Here is a 15,511-nt window from a genome sequence, read left to right as displayed (position 1 = left end):
CGTAGCTCATCTGGTAGAGCGCCACCTTGCCAAGGTGGAGGTAGCGAGTTCGAGCCTCGTCGGCCGCTCCAAACAAAACAGCGCTGTTTCGTAAGAAACGGCACTGTTTTTCTTTGCCCGTGTTTTGGCAGCCAAACAAAAGCCGCAGGGTCACCCCTGCGGCTTTTGCGTTTGTCTGCGTTTATTTGCTCAGCTTGAACAGCTCGTCGCCGGGCTGTACGGTGCCGGCGGCAGCCAGCTCAACGGCCTTGAAGTCATCGGTGTTGGTGACAACGGTGATGACCACGGCGGGGTGGTTGGCGGCAGCGATCTTTTCCAGATCCATCTCCAGCAGCAGGTCGCCCTTCTTGACCTTGTCACCGACCTTGACCTTGGGGCTGAAGCCGTCGCCCTTCATCTCAACGGTATCCACGCCAACGTGGATCAGCACCTCGGCGCCGTTGTCGGCCATGATGCCCAGGGCGTGGCCGCTGTCGGGGGCCTGGGTGATCTCGCCGTCGGCGGGGGCAAAGACCTTGCCTTCGGTGGGGTCAATGCCGCAGCACTGGCCCAGGATGCCCTGTGCAAACACCTCGTCGGGGATCTGCTCCATGGGGACGATGGTGCCCTTGGCGTCGGCGTACAGCACCATGGCAGGGGTCTCCGGTTCGGGTTTCTTCTTCAGAAAATCAAAAAATCCCATTGTAAACTCTCCTTCTTTTGGACAAAAGCGTCCTTACAATATAAATGTATTATACCCCGCCGCGGGGCAAATTGCAATACGGCAGCGGGCTTTACAGCAGCCGTTTAACAGCGCGGATCGCCTTCCATGCGGTTTCTGCCATTTCGGGGGCGGGGGGCGCATAGCCCGCCTGCTGCCACTGCTGAATGGTGCCGAAACAGCCGTCCACAATAAAGGACAAAAGATAACGGTTGCGTTCGCTGGTGCCGTGGGGAAACTCGCCCATGCAGCGGCGCAGCACGACCTCCTTGGCGTTGTGCAAAAACGGGGATTCCCAGCTTTTGCCGTACAGCGCACGGCAAACCTCGGCGTTTTCTTCCATATAACGGAACAGCGCCACCAGCGCGTAGGGAACCTCCTCCTGCGAGGCGTTGGGTACAATGCCGTCCAGCAGGCTGCACAGCCCCTCCAGCTGGCTGGCCTCCAGCTGTTCCATCAGGGCGTAGATATCCGCATAGTGAAAGTAAAACGTGCCGCGGCTGATGCCCGCCAGCTCGGTCAGCTCGCGCACGGTGATTTCCCGCAGGTCCTTTTCCTGCAGCAGTTGGATCAGGGCATGATACAGCTTTTTCTTGGTAGAGCGAACGCTGCGGTTCGCATCCCCTTTGGCATTCATACACAGCACCGCCTTTTGCCATTCTTTACTACAAGCATACCGTTTCGGTGGCGCATTGTCAAGGATTTTTTAACTATTTGTATGAAAATGTTCGCCCTATTCAGAAAAATTTTAGAATGATTGCTGTTTTCAGCGCGTTGCGTCTGTGCTATAATACAAGCAGGGCCACGGCCGTGCGGGGCATAATTTTTTCTTGACAACGGCCCGTGGCGGCGGTATTTTATAGGTAGGAAAAATCAGATTTTGATACATCAGGGAGGCAAACAAAAATGGCTATTCGTGTAGGTATCTTAACTTCCGGCGGGGACTGCCCCGGCCTGAACGCAACGCTGCGCGGCGTTGCCAAGGCACTGTACCACCGCATGGGCGACAAGGTCGAGATCGTGGGTATTATGAACGGCTACGACGGCCTGATCAACGGCAACTACCGCGAGATGAGCCCCGACGAGTTCAGCGGCATTCTGACGGTGGGCGGCACCATTCTGGGCACCAAGCGCACCCCGTTCAAAAAGATGCGTATTGTCGAGGATGACCGCGTGGACAAGGTCGCCGCCATGAAGAAAAACTACCGCGCCGCCAAGCTGGACTGCCTGCTGTGCCTGGGCGGCAACGGCACCCACAAAACCGCCAACCTGCTCAGCCAGGAGGGGCTGAACATCATCGGCCTGCCCAAGACCATCGACAACGACATCTACGGCACCGATGTGACCTTCGGCTTCCACACCGCCGTGGATATTGCCACCGACGTCATTGACCGCATCCACACCACCGCCGGCAGCCACAGCCGCGTGATGTGCATTGAGATCATGGGCAACAAGGCCGGCTGGCTGACGCTGTACTCCGGCATTGCGGGCGGCGCGGATATCATTCTGATCCCCGAAATGCCCTACGACATTAAAAAGGTGGCCGCCGCCGTGGAAAATCGCGCCCGCAGCGGCAAGAACTTCTCGATTCTGGCCGTGGCCGAGGGCGCATTCTCCACCGAGGAAGCCAAGCTCAAGCGCAAGGAATGGACGGCCCAGCGCGCACAGGCGGGCTACACCACCGCCACCGCCCGCATCGCCAAGCAGATCGAGACGATGACCGGCGCCGAGACACGCATCTGCGTGCCCGGCCACATGCAGCGCGGCGGCAGCCCCAGCGCCTACGACCGCGTGCTGGCTACCCAGTTCGGCTCCTACGCGGCCGGGCTTGTGGCGGACGAGCACTTCGGCGTGACGGTCGCCATGGTGAACCGCCATGTCACCGCCAACCCGCTGGCCGACATTGCGGGCAAGACCCGCGGCGTGCCCGGTGACTGCGACATGCTGAACGTCGCCCGCGCCATGGGCATCAGCCTGGGCTGATCGTAAAAAAACACCGCATAATTTCTGCCTGACAAAAAAACACGCACCTGCTTAACGCAGGTGCGTGTTTTTTATGCTTGCGGGGTGTCTGCGGCGGCAGGCTCCGTATCGGCGGGTGGTGCCGCGGCGGGTTCGGGGGTGGATTCCGGCGTCGGCGTGGGGGCTGCCTCGGAATTGGCCGCAGGTGTGGGCGTGGGGGAGGGAGCTGCCTCCGGGGCGGGTGTCGGTGTGGGGGTGGCCTCCTGGTCAGGCGTGGGGGCAGGGGGTTCCGTCGGGGTCGGGGTAGGCGTCGGCGTTGCTGTGGGCGTGGCTGTCGGGGTAGGCGTCGGCTCGGTTTCCTCGCTCTCGGTGCTCTCCTCGCTGTCCGGTTCCTCGGTTTCGGCGGGCGTCGCGGCGGCGGGTTCCTCCAGCACGGGGGTCGAGTAGGTCACGGCGTCCTTGTCCTCCACATGGCGGGGCACGTCGGTCACGGTCGGGCGGGTGTCCTCGGTAATGTAGCTGTGGGTGCGGATGTAGCCGAACAGCGCCTCCATGGCGGCGCGGGTCAGGTGGATGCCGTCGCCGGACTCCACATAGCCGTCCTTGGCGTAGCCGGTGGCATCGTCCTTCAGGACCTCGGCACTGTTCAAAAATTTCCAGCCGTTGGCGTCGCACATTTCCACAATGGCCTTGTTGTACTCGTCGACCTGGCTTTGGGTCAGGTTGGCGTTGCTGTGGCTGCGGCCCAGCGGCGGAATGGCGTTGACGATGATGTCGGCGGTGGGGTAGGCGTCCGCAATGGCTTGCAGACCCGCACGGTAGTTTTCTATAAACGAGTCGGCCGAATAGTTGGGGGACAGGTCGTTGGTGCCAAAGGTCACAAGCACCCGGCGGGGCTGCATAAGCGCCACGGCCTGCGGCATGGTGACATAGCTGCCGTAGCCGCTGAACTTGACGCAGGCAAAATTTTGCAGGCTGCGCGCGCTCATGCCCACCGAGCCGATGGCGTTGTCGTAGCTGCAATAGTCAAACATGCGGTACATGCGGGCGGTGTTGCTGTCGCCCAAAAACAGCGTGGAGTCAATGTATTCCTGGCCGGCGTCCTCGGTTTCGGGCAGCACCGTGGCCGAAAACGCGCTTTGGTCAATCGCGTTTTTGGTGGAATCGTAGCCGCTTTCCTGCACAAGGCTGCCCAGGCTCTTGCCGCTTTTTGTGTCGGCGACGTCCAGGACGAGTAAAAAAGCCGCGATGGTGGTGGCCAGCAGCACAGCGGCGCACCCGGCCAGTACCATATAGGCCTTGGCCAGGGCGTCGTAACGGCGGGCGCTGCGCTGCGGCGGGCGGCGATGGGTCGTATTTGCCATAGTATCCCTCTTGCTTTTTGCGGTGATTTTTTGCATACCCACGCATTATACACCTTTTTGCGGCGGGTTTCTACCCGAATGCGGCAATTTTTACATTATGGAAACAATTTACACAGTTTGCACAAAAAATGCCGCCCACAGGGGGCGGCAGCTGTATAGGCGGGGGTTACTCCTTCGGCAGCAGATGTGCCTTTTCCAGCGCGGGACGCAGGGCCAGATACAAAAGCACGGCGCACACCGTGGACAGCAGCGAGTTGACCAGCGTGACGCCGCTGGCGATTTTGGTCACGACGGTGGCGATCTCGGCGGGCTGGCCGAAGATGAACCGGTTGCGGAAATAGCCGATCAGCGGGTCGGTAAATACGTTGACCAGCAGGCCGCTGAACGCAGCGCCCGTGACGGCGGCCAGATAGCTCAGCTTGTTTTCGGGGGTGCGGTCCTTCAGGTGCAGCACCTTGTGCGCCACGGCGCCGCAGACCACGCCGATGATAAACTTTAAGATAAAGGTCGTGATGGCGTAGCCGGGGTCGCCTGCGACGATATCCGCCAGCGCCAGGCCGATGGCACCTGCCAGACCGCCGGAGATGCCGTCCAGCAGCAGGGCGGTCAGCGCCGTGAAGGTGTTGCCCAGATGGAAGGACGAGCCTGTGCCCAGTACGTTGGGGATGCGGAAAAACTCATACGCCACAAAGCTCAGCGCCGCCATGATGCCGATGATGGCGATTTTCTGCGTAGTAAAGCGGGTTTTGGATACCCCTGCAATCAGCAGCACCACGGCTACGACCGCGAACAACAAGATCCACATCGTTGAAGTTTGCATTTTTATACTCTCCCTGTTGACAAATTGTCCCTTGCAAGGTATGCTCCTATTATAACGATTTCTGGCACTAATAAAATGGCCAGTTTTTAATTGTTTTATGGTACCAGATGGGAGGGCTTGCCGTGATAGAATTACAACCGAACGCCAAAACGCCGCTGTACGAGCAGCTCTACGCCGCCTTGGCGGACGAGATCCGTCAAGGTGTGCTGCCGCCGGGCAGCCCGCTGCCGGGGCGGCGCACCATGGCCGCGCAGCAGGGGGTGAGCGTGAACACCGTGGACGCCGCCTACCAGATGCTGGCCGCCGAGGGCCTGGCCGAGGCACGCCCCCGCAGCGGCTTTTATGTGCAGAAAACCTACGGTATGCTGCACCCGCGCCGTGCCGCGCCCGCCCCCGCCGCAGAGCCGCACCCTGCCGAAAATGCACCGCTGTACGATCTTTCCACAGGAAGTGTGGACACGGCGCTGTTTCCTGCGCGCAGCTGGGGGCGGCTGCAGCGCGAGCTTTTGTACCAGCGTCCCGAACTTTTGCAGCGGGGCGAAATGCAGGGCGACGCGGCCCTGCGCGCGCAGATCGCGTGGTATCTTTCGGGCTATCGCGGGGTCTGCTGCACGCCCGACCAAATCGTGGTGGGCGCGGGCATCGAGTACCTGCTGGGGTGTCTGGCGCACCTGTTCGCGGGCAGCCTTGCCGCCATCGAAAACCCCGGCTACGCCCGCACACAGGCGGTCTTGCGCAACAGCGGGCTGGCCTGCGTGCCGGTGGACATTGACCGTGACGGTCTGCCCGCCGCCGCGCTGGAGCAAAGCGGGGCAAGCCTGTGCTATTTGACGCCCAGCCATCATTTTCCCACCGGCATCACCATGCCCGCCACCCGCCGTGCCGAGCTGCTGGCCTGGGCGGCTGCCCGCCCGAACCGCTATATTTTGGAGGACGACTACGACTCGGAGTTTCGCTTTGACACCCGCCCGCTGCCCAGCCTGCAGGGCATGGCGGGGCCGGACGGCCCTGTGGTCTACCTGACGACCTTCTCCAAAAGTCTGGCACCGGGTATCCGCATTGCCTGCATGGTGCTGCCGCGCCCGCTGCTGGCACAGTACCGCCGCGATTTTGCCGCCTATGCCAACACGGTGGGGCGGTTTGAGCAGCAGACCCTCTGCGCATTTATTGCGGGCGGGTATTTTACCCGACATCTGGCGCGCATCCGCCTGGCGTACAAGCGCCGCATGGAGGCCTTTGCCGCCGCCCTGCGCGCCGCCCTGCCGGGGGTGCAGCTGGGCGCGGTGCACAGCGGGCTGCACTTTTTGCTGACGATGCCGGGCGCCCAAGGGGAGCGCGCCATGGTGGAAAGTGCCGCGCGCGAGGGGGTGCGTCTGCGCGGCCTGAGCGAGTATTATCTGGCCCGCGCGGAGCTTTGCACCCCCAACACGGTGGTGGCGGGGTATTCGGCCCTGCGGGACGCGGACATTGACGCCGTGGCCGCCGCATTGGCTAAGGCGTGGAACAAACCATCGGAAAGTAAGGGCTGAAACAAAAAACCTGCCGTTCATCGCAAACGGCAGGTTTTTTGTTCCTTACTTTTTCCCCAGCAATTCCCGGCGGATATACGCAAAGCACGCGTCCTCGCCCTCGTCGCGCAGAATCAGCAGGCAGGTTTCCAGCTGGCGGCGGGTGTCGGGGTGCAGGATATAATGGTCGCGGCTGTGGGCGTAGTACTCCCATGCGGCGGCATCGGTGTAGGCGTCGCCCTTGTAGTTTTTGCTGGCGGCGATGCGGTCGCACACCATCTCGGCCACATACTTTTCGGGCATACGCATACCCGCCATCTTGTGGTCACCGTTCGGCGCGTAGTCGATCCAGTATTCCAGGTGATGCTTGTTGCGCCCCTTGTGGTGCAGCCACGCGGCGCTGTATCCCTCGGCCTTGCGCTGGGCGTTGTTGGGGCTGCAGCTGCCCTGCCAGTATTTCGCCCCCGCCCAGAACTCCACGGGGCTGAGCTTACTCAAATCGTGCATAAGTCCCTGGCGGTACAGCCCGCAGCGGAAGCAGTTCTGCATGACCAGCATTTTATGGTGATGTATCGTTTTATAGTGCTTGATCGGATGCCACATGTATCAGTATTTCTCCCATTTGTCGCAAAGTGCGGCGATTTGGTCGGCAAATTTGCCAAGGTCCTTGTTGGCACAGCCGCGGCTGCGTTCTATCAGGGCCATCAGGCGGCGCCCTGTGGCAAGCAGCCGTTCAAAGGCGGCGCTGGTGCGCACAGAGACGATTTTTTGCGTGGGCAGGATTTTTTGCGTGTTGCCGGTCTCGGCGCAGGCCACGCGCCCCTGCCCGGCCACCCAGATGCCGCCGTTGTACGGCGCGTCCGCCTCATAGCCGATAGCCTGCAGGTGCTCGGCCCAGTGCTGCGCCACGGCGTCCTCGCCGTGGTTGACAAAGACGAACTTGGGCTTTTCGTCAAAGGCTTTCAGCCACGCTTCCAGCCCGATGTTGTCCGCATGGCCTGAAAGCCCGCTCAGCTGGCAGATCTTTGCCTTGACCTGCACAGGCTCACCGAACAGCTTGACCTCAGTCGCGCCGCCCAGCAGGGCGTTTCCCAGCGTGCCGGGGCTTTGGAACCCCACAAACAGCACCGTGCATTCCGGCCGCCACAGGTTGTACTTCAGGTGGTGGCGGATACGCCCCGCGTCGCACATGCCGGAGGCCGACAAAATGACCTTGGGCGTTGTGTCGCTGTTGATGGCTACCGAGTCCTCCTTGGTTTCGCTGATGTGCAGGCCGGGGAACTGCAGCGGGTTTTCACCCGCCTGCACCAGCGCCATGGCCTCGTCATCGTAACATTCCAGGTAATTTTCGCGGAAAATCGTTGTGGATTTGCTGGCCAGCGGGCTGTCCACATACACGGGGAAATTGTCGTGCCCGTGTATGCGCCCCTCGGCCTTGATCTGGCGGATAAAATACAGCAGCTCCTGTGTGCGCCCCACGGCAAAGCTGGGCACCACGACGTTGCCGCCGCGGTCAAAGGTCTGCTGCAAAATTTGCGTCAGCTCGCCCAGATAATCGGGCTTGGGGCCGTGGCTGCGGTCGCCGTAGGTCGATTCCATGACCAGATAGTCGGCGTGGGGCGGCACGGCGGGGTCTTTGATAAGGGGCTGGTGCAGGTTGCCGATATCGCCCGAAAACACCAGCGTCTCGGCGCTGCGGCCCGGCTCGGTAATGCGCAGCGAGATGGACGCGCTGCCCAAAAGGTGCCCCACGTCGGTGAACAGCATCTCGATTTTGCCCGTGTCACCGTCAAAAAGCGTCAGCCATTTGTCATAGGGGCAGGGCACAAATTGGCGCATGACCTTCTGCGCGTCCTCCACGGTGTAGTCCGGCTCGACCGCCGCCGCACCGCTGCGCTGCGCCTTGCGGTTTTTCCACTCGGCCTCCTGCTGCTGGATATGGGCCGAGTCCTCCAGCATGATGCCGCACAGGTCGGTGGTGGCATCGGTGGTGTAAATGGGGGAACGGAACCCGTTTTTGTACAGGTAGGGGATACGCCCCGAATGGTCGATGTGCGCATGGGTCAGCAGCAGCGCCTCGTAGCGGCCGGGCGCAAAGGGCAGGGAGGCGTTTTCGTAGACGTCGCGCCCCTGTTCCATGCCGCAATCCACCAAAAAGCAGTGGCCGGCGGCCTCCACCTGTGTGCAGCTGCCGGTAACCTCCCGCGCTGCGCCCAAAAACGTCAGTTTCATAGAAGCACCTCCCGAAATTATCGGCGTCCGACGCCCTTGCTGGGGGCTTCGGGCAGGGTAAAGGGGTCTTGGAAATTGCTTGTCAGGTCGTTGATATTCATACGCACAGCCCAGAACACATCGCCGTAATCCTGCAAAACGGTGTAGCTGGCGGCATCCAGGGCGGAAAGCGTCACGCTGTCGGTGACAAGATAAGTGTCGCCCTCCGGCGCAAACTCGGTCAGGCTGTTCAGGTAGGTGCGCTCGCCCAGGGCGGCCAGCGTCTTGGCGGTCTCGGCATCGGTTTTGATAAGCTGGATCCGTGCGCTCTGCGGCAGGGCGTCTATCAACGCGCCGCGGCTGATTTCGCCAAAGGCCGGCTCGGTCACGCCGCAGGCCAGCGCGGTGATCTCGGTGCCCTCGGGCAGCAGGCTGCCCACATGGGCGGCGGCAATGTCGCTGTACAGTGCGGCCACATAGTTGCCGAAGGTGATGGTCTTTTTGGCGTCGGTGTTTTCGGCAAAGGTGAACAGCGTCGTGTTCCAAATGCTTTGGTCGTCCAGATCCAGCCCTTGCATCAGCGCCTCGGCGTAGACGTAGGCGTCGGCGGCCTTTTGCGGGGCCTCATCGGCGCGCTCGGTGGGGGCGGTGGGGTCGTCCTCGCTGTCACGGGTGGTGGCAGATGCCGTCAGATTGGCGCGGGCGGCGTCCAGCTCGGCGGCGGTCAGGGCGGGCTGAACCGTCACGGTGCAGCCGCCGCCCTGGGTGAAGGTCAGGTCCAGCCGTGCCAGGCCGTCGGTGCCCAGCCCGGCTGCCAGCACACGGTCGTTGTCGGCGGTGGCTGCCGTTGTGATGATGGCGTCCACCCCCTGCTTGAGCAGCGTTTTTTGCCAGCCGTTGTCGGCGGGCGCGGTGGACGCGATGCACACGATGGCATCGACGCCCTGCTTTTGCAGCGCCTCGATCTGCCTGGCGGCGTTTTCGGCAAAGTCGGCGGGGGAGAATACCTCGCTGTTAAAGGTCGTAAACACGGGGCCGTTCGGCTCGTTCAGGCTGAAAAAGCCGATTTTGTACCCGGCGCGCTCGATCACGGCGGTCTGGCCGTCGGTGACCTTGTTGCGGTTCCAACTGGTGGAACGGTACAAAACGGGGGTGCCGTTGGCGTCCTGCAAATTGGAAGCCAGCGTCGGCCCGGCGGCCATGTTGGCGTCGCTCAGCAGGCGGCTGTTGCCGTAGGCCATGTCCCACAGGCTGACGGCCTGCAGGTCGTACCCGGCGGCGGAGAAGGCACTCATCATATCCATGCCGCCGGTCATGCTGGCCATGGGGGTGCCGTGCAGGCTGTTGCCGGCGTCCACCAAAATGGCATCGGGGGTGCCCGCCTTTTGGGCGGCGGCATCGGCAATGCGGTCGCGGCTGCCCTGCAGGCCGGCCGTGGCAAAAATGGGCACCGTGATGTCACCCACCCGCACGATGCAGGAAAAACTCTCGGTGCCGTCGGCCAGCGTGGCGGTCAGGGTGCACTCACCCGCATCGGTGCGGGCGCGCACGGTGCCGTTTTTGTCCACAGTAGCGACATTTTTGTTGCTGGTCGTCCAGAAAACGTTCTGCGTCTCGGCGTCATCACGGTTGGTGGTCAGGGTGGCGCGGTCGTCCTTGTTGGCCAGATGCAGCTCCCACTGGCGGGTGTCGTTCACGAGCTTGGCGTCGGTAAATTTGCTGATGCAATCCTTGATGCCGGTGGGCACAAAGGGACGCATGACAAGGTTCAGGTCGACGGTCTCGCTCTCGACGCCGTAGTCTGCGCCCACGGCCTTGCAGCTGCACTGCCACATATCGTAGGTGCCCGTGTAGCCCAGCTCGTCGGAGAAACGCGCGATCCACAGATTTTCGCGCCAGGGGTCAAAGGCGGGGTCGGAAAAACGGCTGCGCACCCAGTTCAGCGAGGCATACAGCCCCTGCTTGCCTGCGTAGCCGTGCTCGGTCAGGCGGTCAAAAAATGCCTGCACAATTTCGGCCATCTCGTCCGGCAGCACCTTGGTAATGTATTTGTCCTCCAGGTCGTAGTAGACGGGGTAACTGAGCCGGTAGGGCGCGGCGGTGTAGTCGCCCAGTTCGGGGAACGCCGGTGCCACCAGGCCCAGCAGGCGGGCAACGTGGTCGGCCTCGCTGCGGGCCTCCTCCACCGTGGTGGCGTAGGAGTAGAGGTACACGCCGAACGGAATGCCCAGGCGGGTACACTCGTCGGCGTTGCGGCGGAACTGCGGGTCGTCCTGGTCCCAGTTTTCCTCCTGCCCGTCCCACTCGCCGCCAAAGCCGCAGCGCAGAATGGCGTAGTCGATACCGGCGGCCTTGGCCTTTTCCCAGTCGACCTCGCCCTGGTAGCGCGACACGTCCATGCCCTTCAGCACGGCGGCGGGTATGGCGCTGCCGGCACTGTTAAAGTAGTAGCCCAGCTCGTTTTTCTGCCACGCGGGCGCAGCGGTGCCGAAGTCCGCCTTGGCGGGGGCTGCTTCCTCGATGCCGCAGCGCACAAGGGCAATGCCCGCGGCGACAGCCAGCAGCACGCAGACAAGGCAGAGCACCAGCACACGAACGGGGCGGCGTTTTGGCGGTGCCGGACGGCGGGGCGGCGGATTGGTTGCGGGTTTGCGCGCCGGCGGCGCGGAGCCTGCACGGCGGTATACATAGCGTTCTTCTGCCACGATGCTTGACCTTTCTTGATAAAAAAGTTGAAAACGTATTCTAGGAATATAGTAGCATTTTGTCGCAAAAAATACAATTCCCTACGGCAGGGGAAAATTGTAAAATTGATAGTGGGCGTCTACCCGGATGGTGTACTTTCTTTGGACGCCCAAAGAAAGTACCAAAGAAAGGCGCCGCTACTTCCGAGGCGCGGGGCACGGCCGGGGGACCCGTCCCCCTGGACCCCCAAATAGGTGGGTCGCGGACGGGCGGGGCTAAAAAATCGTCAAGACACATTTTTTGACGCCCCGCCCACCCGCTCCCGTCTTACGGCTCCGCCGATAATATTTGTGGGAACTGCGCTTTTTACCCGCTTGATTCTCTCTTATGGCTGGTTTGTAGGGAGGGGTCTTGACCCCTCCTTGCCGCTTTACGGTTACTGCCCATTTCGGCGGGGTGGGTCACCCCGCCATGCATCGCACTATATAAAAAGTGTCCGCATGGCGGACACACCAACTTTCTTATTTATTATTTCTTATTTATTATTTCTCCGCCGCCCTTATGCAAAACAAACCGCCCGTTCCCCCAAAACAAACGCCCCTGCCTGCCGAAAACCGGCAAACAGGGGCAAATCAAACTTACTTTACTTCGTCTTTCGGCAGCAAAATGTTCAGCAAAATCGCTACCATGGCGGCGGGCACAATGCCGGAACCGCCAAACACCAGCCGCACCGCTTCGGGGGTCTGCGCCAGAATGCCGGTGTTGGCACCCATGCCGTAGCCCACGCCCAGCGCGACCGACACAATGGACAGGTTGCGCGGGGTCAGCGGCTCCTTGGTGATCAGCTGGATACCGCTGATGACAATGGAGGAGAACATCATAACGGCGGCACCGCCCAGAACCGACTGCGGCATAATGGACACCAGCGCGCCCAGCTTGGGGCACAGGCCGCACAAAATCAGGAACACCGCACCCGTTGCCAGTGCAAAGCGGTTGACGACCTTGGTCATGGCAACCAGACCCACGTTCTGGCTGAAGGAAGTGTTGGGCAGCACGCCGAACAGCGCCGCAAAGCTGGAACCCAGACCATCGCACATAACGCCGCCGGCCAGCTCCTTGTCGGTGGCTTCGCGGCCGAGGCCGCCCTCCATCACGCCGGAAATATCGCCCACGGTCTCCACAGCCGTGACCACAAACATGATCATAACGGGGGCGATGGCGCGCATGTCAAACACCGGCTTGACGGGCAGCAGGGCAGGGATCTCAAACCAAGCGGCATTGGCAACCTTGTCCCAGTTCAGCACCCACGCCTTGGTGAACTCCACGCCGTCGGCGGTCACGCCGGTGGTGGGCAGCACCAAGCCCATAACAAAGGCCGCGGCATATCCGCACAAGATGCCCAGCAAAATGGCGCTGGAGCTGGCAAAGCCCTTGGTGCCGTGCTTGAACACCAAAATCATGACCAGCACAAACAGGGCCAGCAGCAAATTTTCCATCGAGCCGAAATCCTTGGCAGTGTTGCCGCCGCCAAAGGAATTGATGCCGACGGAAATCAGGCTCAGGCCGATGGACATGACCACCGTGCCCGTGACGACACTGGGGAAGAACTTGCGCAGCGGCTTTAAGAAAAAGCCCAGCACGGTTTCAAACAGGCCGCCGATGATGGACGCGCCCATAATGGCGCCGTAGGCCAGCACGCCGCCGCCCATGGTGGCAACCACGCTGTTGAACACCCCGATAAACCCGGAGGACGTGCCCATAATAATAGGTACCTTGCCGCCGATGGGTCCGATGGTGAACAGCTGCACCAGCGTTACGATGCCCGCCACCAGCATGGCGTTCTGCAAAAGCTGTAATTGCAGGTCGGCAAACTCACCGCCCGCCAACCCGCAGGTGCCGGTGATGATCAGCAGCGGGGTCAGGTTGCCCACAAACATCGCCAGAACATGCTGCAAGCCCAGCGGAATGGCTTGTTTCAGGGGCATTTTTCCGTCCAGCTGAAAGGCAGCCTCGGACAGTGCAGGGGAATTTTTCATACAATGACCTCTCTTTCCTTATTATGATTTCATTATAACACCGACAAAAGAGTGTGTAAATTGTAGAATAAAATGAATTTTCAGCCGCTGACGGTCAAATTTTGTAAAAAAGATTGACAATTCGGTGCGGTTTTATTTTAATGGAAGAAAGAAATCTTACGCAAGGAGAACCCCTATGAGCCGAACCGCCAGCTATCATCTGCCCGGATTGTTTGAATTTTACGAGCTGTACCGCGCTTTTTTGCCGCTGTACCGTGAACATCGGGACTGGTTTTACCCATGGTGCGACATCGGCTCGATCTACGGTGCCCCTGCGGACTGCCTGTGGGGCGGCGGCCGCGCCGGCTTTGGCGAAAGCTCTGCCCGCGAGGTGCTGGCGCTGCTGCGGGAGTACGGCATCTCGGCGCGGCTGACCTTCAGCAATTCGCTTTTGCGGCCCGAACACCTGCACGACGCAAAATGTAACCGCCTGTGCCGCCTGTTTGCCGAATCGCAGACGCCGCAAAATGGGGTCATTGTGTATTCCGATTTGCTGCTGGACTACCTGAAAACCAACTATCCATCGCTGTATTTTGTTTCGTCCACCACCAAGGTGCTGACCGATTATGCCGATTTTCTGCGCGAGGTGCAGCGCCCGGAATTTCGCTTTGTCGTGCCGGATTTCCGCCTGAACAAGGCGTTTGACCGTCTGCGGCTGCTGCCCGCCGCACAAAAGGATAAGGTGGAATTTTTGTGCAACGAGTGCTGCGATTTCGGCTGCACGGCGCGCAAAGCCTGCTATGAGGCGGTCAGCCGCAAAAACCTGGGGCTGCCCGGCGCCGAGCACCGCTGCCCCGCACCGGACGGCGGGCGGGGGTATCGGTTTTCCGCCGCGATGCAAAACCCCGGCTTTATCAGCGTGCAGGATATCCAAAACACCTACCTGCCGAAGGGCTTCTCTCAGTTCAAAATCGAGGGGCGCGGTCTGGGCAGTGCGCTGATTCTGGAGTTCCTTTTGTATTACATGACCAAGCCGGAATATCAGCTGCGTGTGCGGGAAGAAATTTACCTCGATGCCATGTTGGATCTGTTTTAAGACATCGCCCGCCGTCAAACGTTATGCGAAGGAGCACGCTTGCTGTTAAAACAAATAGTTTTGCACAAAAATAAAAGATTTTGTGCAATTTGACATTGCCTAGAAACTGTGTTATAATGCCTGCAAAAGAAAAGCATGTATGTGTTGCTCTACATTTACTACCAAACAGGGAGGAATCCACACTATGTTGCTTCAAGGAAAAAAGGCCATTGTAACCGGCGGCACCCGCGGCATCGGCTTTGCCGTGGTGCAGACTTTCCTCAAAAACGGTGCATCGGTCGCGCTGTTCGGCTCCCGTCAGGAAACCGTGGACAAGGCGTTGGCGGCGCTGAAGGCAGAAAACCCCGACTGGGAGGTCATCGGCATGGCACCCGACCTGACGGACTACGCCGCCGTCGATGCCGCCTTTGCCGAGGTCGAAAAAGCCTTTGGACGCATTGACATTCTGGTAAACAATGCGGGCATCTCGGCGCGGGAGCCGCTGTACGACTACACGCCCGAAGCATTTGAAAACATCATGCGGCTGAACGTTTCGGCAGTGTTCAACGGCTGCCGTGCGGCCGCCCCGCGCATGAAGGCACAGGGTGGCGGCAGCATCATCAATACCAGTTCTATGGTCAGCCTGTACGGCCAGCCGTCCGGCGTGGGCTACCCCACCAGCAAGTTTGCCGTCAACGGCATGACCCGCAGCCTGGCGCGCGAGCTGGGGCGCGACAACATCCGCGTCAATGCGGTGGCACCCGGCGTGACCCGCACCGATATGGTCGCCAACCTCCCGCAGGAAATCGTGCAGCGCGTCTGTGCACCCATTCCTCTCGGCCGCATGGGCGAGCCGGAGGAGGTCGCCAACGCGTTCCTGTTCCTTGCCAGCGATCTGGCCAGCTATATCACCGGCGAAATCTTGCAGGTGGACGGCGCGGCACAAACGTAATATTACAAATTGAATAAACAAAGCCCGGCAGTACAAATTGTACTGCCGGGCTTTGCTGTTGCAGGAAAAAATCCGTTCCGCCTTATTTGCCGGAGGTCAGGCGGTTCAGCAGCATGACTGCCAGAACCACAACGCCGATCACGAGAATCACGCCCACCATGCCAATGATCATCATCGGCAGCGTGGTCATCCAGGAAGAAAGATGCAGCATAGGTACCT

Annotated in this window: 13 protein-coding genes; 4 read left to right on the top strand and 9 right to left on the bottom strand. The window is 60.7% G+C overall.

The genetic code is table 11. The features are described from left to right. Positions 1 to 181: 181 nt before the first annotated feature. Positions 182 to 682, bottom strand: a complete 501-nt coding sequence (locus tag Q0I19_RS09200; RefSeq protein ID WP_294759690.1) for a glucose PTS transporter subunit IIA — start codon at positions 680 to 682, stop codon at positions 182 to 184. A gap of 91 nt (positions 683 to 773) precedes the next feature. Next, positions 774 to 1,337, bottom strand: a complete 564-nt coding sequence (locus Q0I19_RS09195; protein WP_294759689.1) for a TetR/AcrR family transcriptional regulator — start codon at positions 1,335 to 1,337, stop codon at positions 774 to 776. A 269-nt stretch (positions 1,338 to 1,606) separates the two neighbouring features. Between Q0I19_RS09195 and Q0I19_RS09190 the strand changes: the two genes are divergently transcribed. Further along, on the top strand, positions 1,607 to 2,683 hold the full coding sequence (locus Q0I19_RS09190) for an ATP-dependent 6-phosphofructokinase (RefSeq protein WP_294759687.1): 1,077 nt from the start codon (positions 1,607 to 1,609) through the stop codon (positions 2,681 to 2,683). Positions 2,684 to 2,754: 71 nt separating this feature from the next. On the opposite strand, the gene Q0I19_RS09185 is transcribed toward Q0I19_RS09190, so the two are convergent. Both Q0I19_RS09185 and Q0I19_RS09180 read right to left on the bottom strand, forming a co-directional pair. Continuing rightward, a complete protein-coding gene (locus Q0I19_RS09185) occupies positions 2,755 to 4,026 on the bottom strand; it encodes a GDSL-type esterase/lipase family protein (RefSeq protein WP_294759685.1) in 1,272 nt (423 codons plus the stop codon). Positions 4,027 to 4,192: 166 nt separating this feature from the next. Then, the gene (locus tag Q0I19_RS09180; protein WP_294759684.1) at positions 4,193 to 4,846 is read right to left on the bottom strand and encodes an ECF transporter S component; all 654 of its coding nucleotides are present in this window, start codon (positions 4,844 to 4,846) and stop codon (positions 4,193 to 4,195) included. 122 nt (positions 4,847 to 4,968) lie between these two features. Between Q0I19_RS09180 and Q0I19_RS09175 the strand changes: the two genes are divergently transcribed. After that, on the top strand, positions 4,969 to 6,375 hold the full coding sequence (locus Q0I19_RS09175; protein ID WP_294759683.1) for a PLP-dependent aminotransferase family protein: 1,407 nt from the start codon (positions 4,969 to 4,971) through the stop codon (positions 6,373 to 6,375). 45 nt (positions 6,376 to 6,420) lie between these two features. On the opposite strand, the gene Q0I19_RS09170 is transcribed toward Q0I19_RS09175, so the two are convergent. From Q0I19_RS09170 to Q0I19_RS09155, 4 genes are all read right to left on the bottom strand, one after another. After that, the gene (locus Q0I19_RS09170; RefSeq protein WP_294759682.1) at positions 6,421 to 6,957 is read right to left on the bottom strand and encodes a DUF5662 family protein; all 537 of its coding nucleotides are present in this window, start codon (positions 6,955 to 6,957) and stop codon (positions 6,421 to 6,423) included. Positions 6,958 to 6,960: 3 nt separating this feature from the next. Next, positions 6,961 to 8,586 carry an MBL fold metallo-hydrolase gene (locus Q0I19_RS09165; RefSeq protein WP_294759680.1) on the bottom strand — a complete coding sequence of 542 codons (1,626 nt, stop codon included), beginning with the start codon at positions 8,584 to 8,586 and terminating at the stop codon, positions 6,961 to 6,963. Positions 8,587 to 8,603: 17 nt separating this feature from the next. Beyond that, positions 8,604 to 11,270 carry a GH25 family lysozyme gene (locus Q0I19_RS09160; RefSeq protein ID WP_294759679.1) on the bottom strand — a complete coding sequence of 889 codons (2,667 nt, stop codon included), beginning with the start codon at positions 11,268 to 11,270 and terminating at the stop codon, positions 8,604 to 8,606. Positions 11,271 to 11,888: 618 nt separating this feature from the next. Next, complete coding sequence (locus tag Q0I19_RS09155; protein ID WP_294759677.1) at positions 11,889 to 13,286, bottom strand: nucleobase:cation symporter-2 family protein; 1,398 nt, start codon at positions 13,284 to 13,286, stop codon at positions 11,889 to 11,891. Between the two features lie 175 nt (positions 13,287 to 13,461). Between Q0I19_RS09155 and Q0I19_RS09150 the strand changes: the two genes are divergently transcribed. After that, positions 13,462 to 14,361, top strand: coding sequence for a hypothetical protein (locus Q0I19_RS09150; protein WP_294759675.1), 900 nt, complete (start codon positions 13,462 to 13,464; stop codon positions 14,359 to 14,361). Positions 14,362 to 14,545: 184 nt separating this feature from the next. Continuing rightward, positions 14,546 to 15,292 carry an SDR family NAD(P)-dependent oxidoreductase gene (locus tag Q0I19_RS09145; protein ID WP_294759673.1) on the top strand — a complete coding sequence of 249 codons (747 nt, stop codon included), beginning with the start codon at positions 14,546 to 14,548 and terminating at the stop codon, positions 15,290 to 15,292. Between the two features lie 82 nt (positions 15,293 to 15,374). Here the strand turns inward: Q0I19_RS09145 and Q0I19_RS09140 are convergent, their stop codons facing one another. Continuing rightward, positions 15,375 to 15,503 (bottom strand): oxaloacetate decarboxylase, encoded by a 129-nt coding sequence (locus tag Q0I19_RS09140; RefSeq protein WP_294759672.1) that lies wholly within the window; start codon positions 15,501 to 15,503, stop codon positions 15,375 to 15,377. Positions 15,504 to 15,511: the final 8 nt, after the last annotated feature.

This window comes from uncultured Gemmiger sp., from assembly GCF_934561205.1.
Classification (GTDB): Bacteria; Bacillota; Clostridia; order Oscillospirales; family Ruminococcaceae; genus Gemmiger.
This window is presented reverse-complemented; position numbering and strand designations above follow the sequence as displayed.

Coding starts and splice junctions, on each gene's coding strand:
- Q0I19_RS09180 (WP_294759684.1), bottom strand. CDS start 4,846: ATGCAAACTTCAACGATGTGGATCTTGTTGTTCGCGGTCGTAGCCGTG.
- Q0I19_RS09185 (WP_294759685.1), bottom strand. CDS start 4,026: ATGGCAAATACGACCCATCGCCGCCCGCCGCAGCGCAGCGCCCGCCGT.
- Q0I19_RS09170 (WP_294759682.1), bottom strand. CDS start 6,957: ATGTGGCATCCGATCAAGCACTATAAAACGATACATCACCATAAAATG.
- Q0I19_RS09140 (WP_294759672.1), bottom strand. CDS start 15,503: ATGCTGCATCTTTCTTCCTGGATGACCACGCTGCCGATGATGATCATT.
- Q0I19_RS09145 (WP_294759673.1), top strand. CDS start 14,546: ATGTTGCTTCAAGGAAAAAAGGCCATTGTAACCGGCGGCACCCGCGGC.
- Q0I19_RS09150 (WP_294759675.1), top strand. CDS start 13,462: ATGAGCCGAACCGCCAGCTATCATCTGCCCGGATTGTTTGAATTTTAC.
- Q0I19_RS09195 (WP_294759689.1), bottom strand. CDS start 1,337: ATGAATGCCAAAGGGGATGCGAACCGCAGCGTTCGCTCTACCAAGAAA.
- Q0I19_RS09155 (WP_294759677.1), bottom strand. CDS start 13,286: ATGAAAAATTCCCCTGCACTGTCCGAGGCTGCCTTTCAGCTGGACGGA.
- Q0I19_RS09200 (WP_294759690.1), bottom strand. CDS start 682: ATGGGATTTTTTGATTTTCTGAAGAAGAAACCCGAACCGGAGACCCCT.
- Q0I19_RS09165 (WP_294759680.1), bottom strand. CDS start 8,586: ATGAAACTGACGTTTTTGGGCGCAGCGCGGGAGGTTACCGGCAGCTGC.
- Q0I19_RS09190 (WP_294759687.1), top strand. CDS start 1,607: ATGGCTATTCGTGTAGGTATCTTAACTTCCGGCGGGGACTGCCCCGGC.